This window comes from Dolosigranulum pigrum ATCC 51524, assembly GCF_000245815.1.
Lineage (GTDB): Bacteria > Bacillota > Bacilli > Lactobacillales > Carnobacteriaceae_A > Dolosigranulum > Dolosigranulum pigrum.
Map to the genome: position 1 here is coordinate 411,796 of NZ_JH601103.1, position 12,202 is coordinate 423,997.

Sequence of the window (12,202 nt, forward strand, 5' to 3'; positions counted from 1 at the left end):
CAACTCCTAACCTCCAATCTTTACTCTGTATTGATATTGTTCTGTCCTTCATGCGCAATGCGCACTACTATGACGTCGGCTGACTTCTGTCTATTCGCTATTGCTACAGTTTCCCGCTAGACAGACCTCCCCGGGTAAGAGCGACAACCTTCCACCCATGTCACTGCCTCATTTACCTGACGGTGCTCGTACAGTATTGGACTTCACTTTGTATTGCAAGCTTATCCACACCTATCCGGCCTTCTTTATGAGATTTCTGTTCGTCAGTGCAGGTGTTTGCCTCTGACTTCCTTCAGATTCCACCTCACGATGGACACCCTTGCCTTTGGCTAATAATTCCTACTGTAAAGGCTTATAGTGGACTTTCACCACCAAGTTGTCGCCCATGCCGGGCGCACAACAAACTCCCCGTGAAGACTGTCTGTGACAGTGCTTTACGGGGAGTATTTTGGTGTCGTTATTCTGTCCAGCAACTCCAACTATATTCACCGCTTCATCAGATGACTACTGTAAGCTCACTTGGCTTCCTGGCTAATATTCAATTTTTACAAATCGGCTCTTCGCGTTCATGTAGAGGATGATGGCGTACAGTGCGAATAATCCGATCACGATCGAGATGGCGGTGACGAAGGTGATCTGGCCACTGTGGAAGAGGGTCTTGTAGCTATTGGGGAAAATGTAGCGTAGGGTGTCTAATTTCGCTGCGAGTTCTGCTAGCAGGGAGAAAAAGACGGTGCCCATAATCGTAATGCCTGGCGAAAAGTGTAGCGATAAATTGATGGCTACTAGAATAATGATGATATCAATGGCGATGGCTGCGATTAACTCGATTATCAGATAAGACCAGGCCGATGCTCCTGTCGGGATAAGTGCTCCCGAAGCGCCGATAGTAGGGACAATATAAAAATAATAAGTGATAATGGTGGCCATAGCGAGTATCATCATATACACACCGTACACGCCTAGCAAGGCTGTGACTTTACCGGTGAATACTTTCTTGCGATTGATATCCTTGAATAAAAACAACAACCCATTATTGATCTCTACATAAAATATGGTGGCTATCACATAACTGATAATGATCACTGGAGCGAGCATTTGATTCGCACCAACCAGTAGTTTGCTGTAAGCTTCCAGCAATGTCACGTTCGCCAAATTATCTAATTGCATAAAATTCACCTGAAACAATTGCCCAATGAAGACAAGTAATGGATACAGCGCGAATGCTAAATAAAGCCAGACCTCCCACTTCATTAAGTTATTTTTTAACAGCACTTGGTTAAATGTTGTCATTAGTCATTCTCCTGATTCTATTCACGTTAATACTCCACCTTGCTAAATTGCCGGTACAATAAGGTGTACGCACTCACGACATACACCACACACAAGAAAACTAGCAGTATAAAACTCATACTAAACGTCATCTGTCCGACATTAAATAGCTCGCGATAACTCATTGGCGATAAGTAATTCAAGCCATCGACTCGGCTAATAGCTTGCATGAGGAACAGGAAGAAAATCGTCCCCAACACTGTGACACCTGTTGAGAATCGTACAGATAAATTAGCTGCTACCAATATCGCCACAATGTCTATCCCGAACAGCCCTAACACGCCTAACACGCTATAATACGTCACAGGTGCTACACTACCTAGAAGCGAAAAGGTGCCACCTTTCATCTGGATAACGAAGAAGTAGTAAATCACTAACGATGAGAGCATGACCAACAATAGATACACCCCATACGTTTTCATCAGCGAGAACACCTTTGAATTCATAACTTTTTTTCGATTAATATCTTTGTATAAAAATAAAATCCCCTTGTTAATTTCGCCGTAGAACATCGTAGAGGCAATATAGGCGATGACGATAGCTGGCAGAATCATGCCATCAATAATCCCCAGCGTCGTTCCATAAAAATCCAGGAAGTTCATCTCTGAAAAATCGCCCGTTAAGCGTAAGAATTTCGTGTCCGTTAATTCCGTCACAAAAACAAGGAGTGGCAGAAGGGTAAATGCTAGATATACCCATACTTCTTTTTTGCGCAATGTATTGTGAAATACAACTTGGTTAAGTTTACTCATGGTCTCTGCTCCCTTTGAAATATTGATTTAATGCATTTTCTTTGGTGAAAATCTTTTTGATATTATGGCTAGCTGTAATAGTACCCAAAATTTGGTGGAAGGCTTCACTATTTGAATCGACTTCAATTTGTTTGCCATCTTCTGAGATGGCCTGAATAGCTTCATATGCACTGAATAACGCGTCTCTGTCTTGCAGTGCATCGACCAATTCAATCACAGTGACTTCAACAGCTGCTTTGCCAAATTGTTTCTTAAGTGCACCACCTTCAATGTACAAATAACGATCACAAATGGCTTCTAATTCATTCAATTGATGACTTGAGACAATAATTGATGTGCCACGATCTGCAGCCCACTGCTTCAAAATACGCATCAGATCATTCACGCCATCTGGATCCAATCCTACAAATGGTTCATCTAAAATCATAAATTCAGGATTCGTCACTAAACTCATTGCCAGTGACAAGCGCTGTTTCATCCCAAAAGAGAACCCATCTGGCTTAAAATCTTTCTTGTGCCATAACTCAACTGTTTCCAGTACGGACTGAATATTTTTCTTATATTCTGATTGATCGTGAATATCTAAGTAAAATTCTATATTTTGTTTCACTGTTAAATGACTGTAATAAACCGTCTCAATCATCAACCCAAATGGACGCAAGACATTATCTTCTGAGAATATATCCAGCCCTCTATATCGAATAACTCCAGTCGTTGGGAAGTGAGACTTCGCTAACAACTTCAGTAACGTCGTCTTCCCTGCGCCATTCTTCCCGATTAAACCAACAATTTCTCCTTTTTCTATCGTAAAACTGACATCCTTTAGTGAATAAAAATCATTACCACTATATTGCTTGCTTACATTACTTACGTCTAACATGCGAAAAATCTCCTCTACTTAAATATTGAATAAAATATAATACGGATAGATTCAATGCGAAAACAAAAATTAATTGACTCATATCTGCTAATCCCGGTTCAAGTCCCATTGTCATATTCCCGCTACGATATGTGTGCTGTCTAATAAATCCATCAAAATTGATATTATTTTCCATCAGTATCGCAAAAATAGCATAACCTGTCGTGGTAATCGTAGAAATGATACCACTTCCTATTAATACATTCTCTGTTTGTACATAATAATCAATTACTATATTGCCCATTAACGGTAATACATATGATATTACAGCAAACATCAAAAGAGACATTGATACATTTAAATAAATCCCTGTACCAAAAATTATCAATGTACTAATAAGTGACAATAATATTTTTCTATACATTTTACTTACTCCTTATACAAATTTCCCAATTAACATATTATGTAACCAATGAATAGCCATACAATCTTGTAGTCCATACTTTTCATATACATAATATAACAACATGCTTATCGGAAATTTAGTCATATATCGCTGATATAGTTGCCTCACTTCATTTCCCTCCTTCTTTGCCAGTTGATAATACTAGTATACTAGTCATTCATATGACACAACGTATTCTTTCTTATTCGTTTATTTTTCGCTCCTAAACGTAATATCTGTCAAGCACCCTAACGGTTAGAAGCATTATTACTACGTTTACGATGACTAAATTACCGTAACCACAATGAATATTAATCTATATATAATTATTATTTGGAGGAGATTTTAATGACAAATCTAATTAGAAAAAGGACATTAAGGTACTTAAGGAACGTGAATTACGTAAAATTTACGGTGGTTATAGTAATAAAACAAATACACATCGTGCTATATTTAACTGTTTACTGTCAAAACATAAAAGATGCTAGACATAAATATTAATAACATGATAAAATACCCTTATATAGATAATTTATAAGGGTGTTTTTATGTTTGTTAATCCAATCATTCTATTTATTTATGAAATATTACTTGACGTATCTTTGTTCTTCACTACGTTCAATTTTTTATTCACTCAAAATAAACCTGTCTTAAAGAGAATTTTTGTAAGTATATCAGTTCCCGTTGTTTGGATTTTTTCTATGATTATACATGATCTTTTTTATGCCACTGATATTGTGGCTTTACTATATGGTTTAGTATTGTATGGCATATTTTTTTCGTTGAAAAGAATAAATTTCGAAGTACTTAATTCAATTCTTCTACTCGTTTATACCAAAGGAATTGTAGAATTCTTGGTTGCTTTACCCATCAATACCCTAAAATATTACAATTTACATAACCACATATTAGTCATGATTACTCTAAAGATACTAACGTTTATTGTGTCAATTGCTATTTATAAAAAAATCTACCCATATTTTACATCCAATATCGACCAAGTTAAGGCCAAAAAAATAGTAACATACTCACTATTAATCCTCAATATTTTATTCTCATCATATTTTATCTTTATTCAATGGTTTGATTTGTATCGTAAACTTCTTTATTTTACACTTACCATAACTATCATATTTGTAATCATTACTGTAGGTTTTTTATATGCTTTACACAAATATTTACAATTAAAATTCCAACACGAACTATCCAATCAACATTTAGAAGCACTCACTAAATATAATCATATTGTCGAAGAAGAAACCTATAAAACTAAAGAATTTCAACACGACTATAAAAATTTAATGCTATCCACCACCAGTTTTATTGAAAACAATGACTTAGCTGGTCTGAAAGAAATGATGCATTCATTAATCGATTATTCCAAAGACTATTTCAGTCACTCAACATTTCAATATAAAGATATTCATAATATCAAACATCCTGCTCTAAAGAGTATTATTCTAGCTAAATTAGTTACCTTTACCGAATTGGGAATTACCTGTCAATTTGAATGTCGTAAGCCACTAGATAATATATATATAGATACATTTGATTTCATTCGTGTGGTCGGTATCCTATTAGATAATGCACAAGAATACGTTACGACAATTGAAGAAAAACATATTGATATATTGATTACTAGCCACACTAAAGTGATGGAACTTGTTATTTCTAATCCCTACATACCTGATCATTACACCCTCCGTAATTTTAAACAAGAAGGATTTTCTCTGAAAGGAAATGATCGCGGAATGGGATTATCAACAATAACTAAAATTGAGAAAAAACATAATAATCTCACAGTGTTATTCGAAAAGAACACCATTTTTTCTGCAAAAATTATTACTACCAAATTATAATTGAAAGGATTCAGCCAATGTATCCACTCATTATTTGCGAAGACTCAATTGGTCAATTAAACGCAATCAAACAAATTATTAACCTTTATACAGGTTTTTATGAATCTCGTTTTAATGTGTCATTAATAACATCTTCTCCACACGAAGTTTTAGATTATTTAGAAACATATCAACCCAAAAAAGGAGTCTTCTTGTTAGATGTTCACCTAAATAGTACAATCGACGGGTTGGATATAGCAGAAGTCATTCGTAAAAATGATGTAAATGCAAAAATAGTATTTATTACAACGGATGAACACGCTGCTCCTTTAACATTTAAGCGTAATTTAGAAGCTATGTCATTCATTGAAAAACCGTCTAATGTAGAGGAATTACGTAAAAATATTTTTGAAACACTGAACATCGCATATAATAGATTAACTACCTCTCTTGACGAAAAAAAACAATTATTTACTTTTTCTAGATATGGAGAGACAGTTAATATTGATTTTGAGAAAGTTTTATACCTACAGACTAGTATTGAAGAATCACACAAATTAACGCTAACCACTACATTGGGTGAATATGAATTTTCTGGAAGTTTAATAAAGTGCGAAGAAAATTTCCCTGAATTATTCCGTATTTCCAAATCAGCTTTAATTAACCCTGGTAATGTTGTGTCTATCAATTATAAAAATCGTGATATTGTCCTAAAAAACAATCATATTATTCAGTATGCTTTCAGACGTGCTAAATCAATCAAAGAAAAATTTTCTAACCCAAATAAAAACTAATATAAAAGCCGTTACAACTACTTATGAAGTATAATTGTAACGGCTTTTAAATTTAATTCACTAGCTAAGAAATAACTTCCCATAATTTTTGATACGTTCATATTTTATATATTATACTAACTCTTCCGGTCAATTCGATATAAATTATTTTCTATATGTTTTAAAAAGATAAGTGATAATAAAGGGTATTCGGATTTTATGGTGGAAAAGGACTTATAAATCACCCTTCTCCAAATTCTTAATAAGTGTGGAAAAATCGACACCAAAGTTGTCTGTAATGTCGTGATCATTCACTTCATACCAATTGAAAGTATCGTATAACATAGCTTTATTGAAAGCACTTGAATTAAATCGTGGCTTACGCTTTTTATGGAGCTTCTCATTGAAAAGGATTTTGGCTCGTAAGGCATCAAACGAGTAACCTCTACCCATTCGCTCTACCTGCCTAATAATGCTGTTAATTGACTCCGTATAAGCATTAGTGAGCCTTTTATCAAAGTAGTTGAATATTTCGACATGCCAGTTGTCTACGGCTCTCACGAGGTCTTTATATGCGTCTTTAGAGTTGCTGGACATACAACGGTGTCTCCATTGACTATAACGAAGATGACCTTCATCTGGATCAGGAGTATCCCATATCCAGTAAAACTCTTCTTTGAGTTCATAGGCTTCTTTTAAAGCAGGAAGATTACCTAACCAAGTATCTAAGAGGAATGATTCACGTTCATTTAGATCGTGTTTACGCTTTAGAAGGATAAACCTTTCACGCATAAGGGTACGTCTTTCTTTTTGGCTCATATGGGCTTTCAAAGACTTTCTGACGTTATCTAAGGCTTGATTAGCCATTCTAACTACATGAAACTTATCTACGACAACTTTAGCGTGTGGAAGGATAGTGTTCACTGCGTCTTTGTAGGGCTTCCACATATCCATTGTGACGTACTCAATGTAAGTCCTGTCACTGATTTCTGAAAGACGTTGGATGACTGTTTCCTTGTTACGGTTAGGCTTGATGTCATAAATAGTCCTGCGTTCAATATTAGTCAATACAAGCCGAGGTCTACGGATAATATGTATCTCGTCTATCCCAAGCCACTTAGGAGTTTCAAACTGGTATTCACGTTCTTTGAGTGCCACATAGTCCTTAAAAACGTTCCTAATGGTTTTCTCGTCAACACCAACGCTTTCTGCGACTTCTACAAAGGTCTTAGACATGGATTGCTCTTGAATGGACTTTAAAACGCAAAAGGAAGCTCAAGAGTGGCGCTTACGTATGCTTGCCGACTTTGGTAAAGGTTCTATAACTGTTAATAGCACAATGACTTTTAAAAAGTTTCTTGATGATTATTTTATACCAGACTATAAGAGCCAAGTAAGAAAACGTACTTTTGATATGACACAATCAAAATTTAAAAGACTGTCATTTTTTGAGAATATGAAGTTATCGGATATTCAAGCACCTCATGTAAAGAAGTGGCAAAATGCAATGTTTATAGAGGGGTTATCTAATAATTATATTCGTTCTGTTCATCAAATGTTACAACAGATTTTTGATTTAGCAGTTAAATTGGGTATGTTGTCAAATAATGTTGCTAAGACGGTAGGAAACGTAAAAAAAGACCGTCCTAAAGTTGATTTTTGGACGGTAGAAGAATTTCAGCTATTCATTAGTACATTTGATAAATCTAATATCTATGAATTATTGTATTTTACTACATTTTGGTTTTTCTTTATGACTGGAGTTAGGACAAGTGAATTACAAGCTATTGAATGGTCGAAAATAGATTTTGAAAAAGGTACTGCTTTAATAAACTGCTCAATGTATTATAAAAGCCAAAAAGAGTGGTATCTTACTGATACAAAATCTATATCAGGTGTAAGGCTTTTGTATCTTGATGATGATACATTAGAACATTTGAAATATTGGAAGAAAGCACAATCTCAAATAGGAGAATGTAAATTTGTATTTTCCATAGCAGATAGTCCGTTGGTAAAATCAACTCTTAAACGTGTTCTAAAATCTCATAGTGATTACGCAAAAATAAAATCAATAAGGATCCACGATTTAAGGCATTCTCATGCCAGCTTTATGCTCTCTCTAGGAATGAATGATTTAGAAATGCAAAATCGTCTAGGACATGCTGATATTAAGACAACACTTGGAACCTACTCTCATTTAAGGCCAAATGCTATGAAAGAAGTAGCTACTAGGATGACTGGGAAAGTAGTGGTGAGTGATAATATTGTCAGAAAAAGTAAATTTAATGGCAATCAGCATACTAAAAATTTTCAATCTAAAGTTTTGTCTGACTAGCGAAGTCTGTCCGATTAAACTTTAGATTCCTACGGTAAACTATTAGTGTTTACCGTATTATTAGTTATAATTCATATAATTCCGAGATTACATTTGAAATACTAGTTAGCAACTCTTGCGAGTTTTCCCTATTTATTGCTCACAATATAAATTGAAAATAGGCATGAAAAAGACGATAGATTTTTTATTTCTATCGTCTTTAATACTTTACGTTCGACAAACTGGGAGTTGTCTTTCCGTTGTTGCCAAGAAAGCCTCAATTTATCTATATTTTTCCAATCTCAATAACCCTTCTTCGTCCGGAAGAGTAATCCCATTCTTATAATTATATCCCATCTTCAAATAAAAAGGTGTTGCAGTTATAGAAGCTGGAATTTCTACTCTTTTTGCCCGAAGGAAAAATTCATCTTTCTCAAGTGTTTCAATAATCATTCGCCCTACACCTTTTCCTTGATAATCCGGTAGTACAAAAATAGTGAAAAGACTACTTTCATCTTCTTTATCCCAATATGGTCCTATCGCCCCACACCCAACAATCTTTTCAGCATCACATACCACATAAAAATGCATCCAGTTTGCTCTTTCTAAAATATTTTGTGGTTGCAAAATCTTTACATCATTTTCTATATACTCTAATGAATAATCTTTGATATTAGTAGTTCTTAAAGTTGTTACAACTAATTCTGACACTTTTTCTGCATCTTTAGGTTCAAATTTTCTCACAAACATCTTATTTTTTCCTCCACACCTTCAAATTTATCATATTATACCATATATACCTATTTAAAAGTAGATTAAAGATAAGTATAGTTTATAGTGAAAATTATAGTTTTGTTGTTAAATTGTTGTTAAAATAAAGTAAAAAGCCTTAGAAAGATTGATTTCTAGGCTTTTTTTAACTCATTAACTCTATTCCCACTCTATTGTTTTAATGTCTGGTAAGGATAATAAGTCTGACATATTATTCATCCTTTATTACTCTGCGGTGTTAAGGTATCAATTATAGATTTGATGTCGAAATCATCAGTGTTAAATTATTTTTGTGACCACAAATGCACTTAGAAAATCCCTTAAAGCATTAGCTGGTTCACTTGAATAGGGAGTTGTAAAAAAGTTCCCTTAGCCTGCACAGCAAGATAATTTCGAAACATCTTTATCAAAAGTTAGGACAGCCAGCTTCAATCCTTCTGCCATTGTTAGATATGGAGCCATCGTTTCTCTCAGATCTCCAACAGTTAAACCGAATTTCACAGCTAATGTTGCTGCATAAATTACGTCTCCTGCGTTTTCTGCCACTACATGCGCCCCTAACACTTTCAATGTTTTCGCGTCTGCCACCAATTTGAAAACACCTGTTGTTTCCCGATTAACGAGCGCTCTTGGAACAGCATCCAACGGCAATACCGATGTTTTCACTTCATATCCTTTTTCTTTTGCCTGTTGCTCCGTTAAACCAACCGTTGCAATCGATGGAGAAGTAAACGTAACGCCTGGAACCACTTCTAAATTGACCTTTTGATTTAGTCCTCCGATTGCATTACGAGCAGCAAGTCCACCTTCATAAGCAGCTACATAAACAAATTGGGGACCGAGAGTGACATCTCCAGCTGAATAAATTCGGGAATTGGTCGTTTTAAGATAATCATCAATGACAATTTCACCACGGGAACCAACTTCAACGCCTGCTGCATGTAAGTTTAATGATTCTGTATTTGGTTTTCTTCCAGTGGCAATTAGCAATTGTTCTGCTTCAATAATTCGCTTTTTACCATTTATCTCAACATGAACTTTTTTAATGTCTCCATCTTGCTCAACTCGTTCATAGGTTGCACCTGTTACTAAATTAATTCCCTGTTCTGTTAAGGCCTTAGTAATGGCTTCTGAAATTTCAGGATCGTATTCTTTTAATAGACGCTCGCTTCTTTGAATCAAAGTGACTTCTGACCCGAGGTTATGAAATAGTTGTCCTAATTCCATGCCGATATATCCTGAACCAATTACGGTAAGACGATTTGGAACCTTCTTTAATTCCAATAAGCTAGTGCTTGTTAAATAATCTACTTCATCTAATCCGGGAATATTAGGTGCAGTTGAAGAAGCACCTGTAGCTATTAAAAATCTTTTGGCTGTGATTTGATTGCCATTTACTTCAACTGTATTTTCATTTACGAATTTTGCTTCACCTTTTATTAATTCAAAACCATAATCATCAATTAAATTCACATATTTTTCATTTCGCATCTCGGTTACTAAATCATTCTTTTGTTTTACTAATGGCGCTAAATCAACATTTGAAGCCGAAGTGTGTAATCCCACAAATGGATTATTTTTTGCTAGATGATTGATTTCCCCTGCTCTTAATAAGGTCTTAGAAGGAACGCATCCGACATTAACGCAAGTTCCACCCACCGTTCCACGCTCAATCATAGCTACTTTTGCCCCGTATTCAATCGCTTTGATCGCAGCTGAAAAAGCCGAACCACCGGAACCAATGATAAGTAAGTCATAATCGCCTTCATTACCTAACACCACATTTTCTTGTGATGATATTTCTTCTATTTCTCCAGGTTGATATTTCGCCTCATCAATAGCCTTTTTTGCACTTTCAATCCCAATATCATCGGGTAATTCAAATAATACTTCACCGTGACGAAAACTAGCTTCTACATTCTTGGCACCAATATTTTCAAGTGCAACTGCTACATGTTCTTCACAACCCATACAAGTCATGCCACTAACTTTCATACTGATTTTCTTAGTCATTTTTTAACACTCCTTTTAATTATCGAAATATGCCACCCGGACCAATCCCCCAATAATAAGAAATATAAATTCCTGAAATTAAAATAACAATGTTGGTTCCATTGGATATTCCACATGCTGAGAGGCTTACAATAGTGAGAGCTGATAATAAAATCTTTTAAAGAACAATGTTGATTTCAAATCACTCCCCCCCTTTTTCTTCTGTTTCACTGAATTTAGAATGGCAACAATCCGACTGACATGTATTACGACTACCTCTTCTTTTTACCAACATAATCAGTCCGACAATTAACAAAACAGCACCAAATATCCAAACTTGTTTTCCTATTAAGAAAGCACCCATAGAACTCAATCCAATTGCAATTAAAAGGATTGGTAAAGCGCAACATAGAACCAACAATGCTGGTATTCCTAAAAACAATAATTTATCATTATCCTTTACATTTTTTCGCTTTTGTACAGTCAATTTACATCCAATTTACATCACCTGCTAAAAAGTTGATTTTAACCCTCAAACATTTTCTCAATAATAGGGCAAGAATATAAATATTCTTCATTCGGACAACATTCTTTTAAATCATTCAACATATTCTCAACACGCATTAAATCTCTAATTTGTTGTTGTACTTCATCAACTTTTTGAGAAACGAACTCATATATATCCGAACACCGCACATCATCCTTATCTACAACACCAAGCAACTTGTGGATTTCACTTAAAGAAAAACCAAGCTCTTGCATCCGTTTAATAAACCATACACGCTTAACATCATCATCTGAATATATCCGATAACCAGCTTTCGTTCGGGAAGGTTCTTGTAATAAATTTTTTCGCTCGTAATATCTGATCGTTTCTTTATTAACTCCACATTTATCTGCAAACTCACTAATGCAATAAATCATCTTATTTCACCCCATGAATATTATAAACCATGTACCATAGTACACGGTCAAGTAAATTGGACTATTTTATTTTTTTCCCAAAGTATCACTCGTATGTGATTGATACTTTTATATAATACTATTGATTATCCTAACATCCCACCAGAAAATCCGATTTAAACACCAGTTGTTTTTAAACTATTAAGAAAGTAATTCCACTATA

At 34.8% G+C, this 12,202-nt stretch carries 11 protein-coding genes and 1 pseudogene; 3 read left to right on the plus strand and 9 right to left on the minus strand.

Annotated features, from left to right (window positions below):
* Nucleotides 1-531: 531 nt before the first annotated feature.
* From HMPREF9703_RS01915 to HMPREF9703_RS01930, 4 genes are read right to left on the minus strand one after another with little or no spacing between them, the layout of a single operon-like run.
* Nucleotides 532-1,293 (minus strand): hypothetical protein, encoded by a 762-nt coding sequence (locus tag HMPREF9703_RS01915; protein ID WP_004635113.1) that lies wholly within the window; start codon nt 1,291-1,293, stop codon nt 532-534.
* Between the two features lie 26 nt (nt 1,294-1,319).
* On the minus strand, nt 1,320-2,084 hold the full coding sequence (locus HMPREF9703_RS01920) for a hypothetical protein (protein WP_004635114.1): 765 nt from the start codon (nt 2,082-2,084) through the stop codon (nt 1,320-1,322).
* Complete coding sequence (locus tag HMPREF9703_RS01925; protein ID WP_004635115.1) at nt 2,077-2,964, minus strand: ABC transporter ATP-binding protein; 888 nt, start codon at nt 2,962-2,964, stop codon at nt 2,077-2,079. Before HMPREF9703_RS01925 ends, HMPREF9703_RS01920 begins: the two co-directional genes overlap by 8 nt.
* Nucleotides 2,948-3,367 carry an Msa family membrane protein gene (locus HMPREF9703_RS01930; protein WP_004635116.1) on the minus strand — a complete coding sequence of 140 codons (420 nt, stop codon included), beginning with the start codon at nt 3,365-3,367 and terminating at the stop codon, nt 2,948-2,950. Before HMPREF9703_RS01930 ends, HMPREF9703_RS01925 begins: the two co-directional genes overlap by 17 nt.
* Nucleotides 3,368-3,936: 569 nt before the next feature.
* On the opposite strand from HMPREF9703_RS01930, the gene HMPREF9703_RS01935 reads away from it, so the two are divergent.
* Together HMPREF9703_RS01935 and HMPREF9703_RS01940 are read left to right on the plus strand one after the other, a co-directional pair.
* Nucleotides 3,937-5,247: a GHKL domain-containing protein gene (locus HMPREF9703_RS01935; protein ID WP_004635117.1), complete on the plus strand. Its 1,311-nt coding sequence runs from the start codon at nt 3,937-3,939 to the stop codon at nt 5,245-5,247.
* A gap of 17 nt (nt 5,248-5,264) precedes the next feature.
* The gene (locus HMPREF9703_RS01940; protein ID WP_004635118.1) at nt 5,265-6,020 is read left to right on the plus strand and encodes a LytR/AlgR family response regulator transcription factor; all 756 of its coding nucleotides are present in this window, start codon (nt 5,265-5,267) and stop codon (nt 6,018-6,020) included.
* A 213-nt stretch (nt 6,021-6,233) separates the two neighbouring features.
* Here HMPREF9703_RS01940 and HMPREF9703_RS01945 read toward each other — a convergent pair.
* Nucleotides 6,234-7,262: pseudogene (locus HMPREF9703_RS01945) on the minus strand (ISL3 family transposase); the annotation flags it as partial.
* Here HMPREF9703_RS01945 and HMPREF9703_RS01950 point away from each other — a divergent pair.
* Nucleotides 7,249-8,334 carry a tyrosine-type recombinase/integrase gene (locus HMPREF9703_RS01950; RefSeq protein WP_004635120.1) on the plus strand — a complete coding sequence of 362 codons (1,086 nt, stop codon included), beginning with the start codon at nt 7,249-7,251 and terminating at the stop codon, nt 8,332-8,334. The pseudogene HMPREF9703_RS01945 and the gene HMPREF9703_RS01950 sit on opposite strands and share 14 nt — an antisense overlap.
* Before the next feature lie 261 nt (nt 8,335-8,595).
* On the opposite strand, the gene HMPREF9703_RS01955 is transcribed toward HMPREF9703_RS01950, so the two are convergent.
* The 4 genes from HMPREF9703_RS01955 to merR form a co-directional block, all read right to left on the minus strand.
* Entirely contained in the window at nt 8,596-9,063 is a 468-nt protein-coding gene (locus tag HMPREF9703_RS01955) for a GNAT family N-acetyltransferase (RefSeq protein ID WP_004635121.1), read from the minus strand.
* A gap of 390 nt (nt 9,064-9,453) precedes the next feature.
* Nucleotides 9,454-11,097, minus strand: a complete 1,644-nt coding sequence (gene merA, locus HMPREF9703_RS01960; protein WP_004635122.1) for a mercury(II) reductase — start codon at nt 11,095-11,097, stop codon at nt 9,454-9,456.
* 181 nt (nt 11,098-11,278) lie between these two features.
* Nucleotides 11,279-11,563, minus strand: a complete 285-nt coding sequence (gene merT / locus HMPREF9703_RS01965; RefSeq protein ID WP_002510753.1) for a mercuric ion transporter MerT — start codon at nt 11,561-11,563, stop codon at nt 11,279-11,281.
* Between the two features lie 38 nt (nt 11,564-11,601).
* Nucleotides 11,602-12,000 carry a mercury resistance transcriptional regulator MerR gene (gene merR / locus HMPREF9703_RS01970; RefSeq protein WP_004635123.1) on the minus strand — a complete coding sequence of 133 codons (399 nt, stop codon included), beginning with the start codon at nt 11,998-12,000 and terminating at the stop codon, nt 11,602-11,604.
* Nucleotides 12,001-12,202: the final 202 nt, after the last annotated feature.

Excerpts from the sequence above, each read along its gene's own strand:
- HMPREF9703_RS01915 (WP_004635113.1), bottom strand. The coding sequence starts at position 1,293 with ATGACAACATTTAACCAAGTGCTGTTAAAAAATAACTTAATGAAGTGG.
- HMPREF9703_RS01920 (WP_004635114.1), bottom strand. The coding sequence starts at position 2,084 with ATGAGTAAACTTAACCAAGTTGTATTTCACAATACATTGCGCAAAAAA.
- HMPREF9703_RS01925 (WP_004635115.1), bottom strand. The coding sequence starts at position 2,964 with ATGTTAGACGTAAGTAATGTAAGCAAGCAATATAGTGGTAATGATTTT.
- HMPREF9703_RS01930 (WP_004635116.1), bottom strand. The coding sequence starts at position 3,367 with ATGTATAGAAAAATATTATTGTCACTTATTAGTACATTGATAATTTTT.
- HMPREF9703_RS01935 (WP_004635117.1), top strand. The coding sequence starts at position 3,937 with ATGTTTGTTAATCCAATCATTCTATTTATTTATGAAATATTACTTGAC.
- HMPREF9703_RS01940 (WP_004635118.1), top strand. The coding sequence starts at position 5,265 with ATGTATCCACTCATTATTTGCGAAGACTCAATTGGTCAATTAAACGCA.
- HMPREF9703_RS01950 (WP_004635120.1), top strand. The coding sequence starts at position 7,249 with ATGGACTTTAAAACGCAAAAGGAAGCTCAAGAGTGGCGCTTACGTATG.
- HMPREF9703_RS01955 (WP_004635121.1), bottom strand. The coding sequence starts at position 9,063 with ATGTTTGTGAGAAAATTTGAACCTAAAGATGCAGAAAAAGTGTCAGAA.
- merA (WP_004635122.1), bottom strand. The coding sequence starts at position 11,097 with ATGACTAAGAAAATCAGTATGAAAGTTAGTGGCATGACTTGTATGGGT.
- merR (WP_004635123.1), bottom strand. The coding sequence starts at position 12,000 with ATGATTTATTGCATTAGTGAGTTTGCAGATAAATGTGGAGTTAATAAA.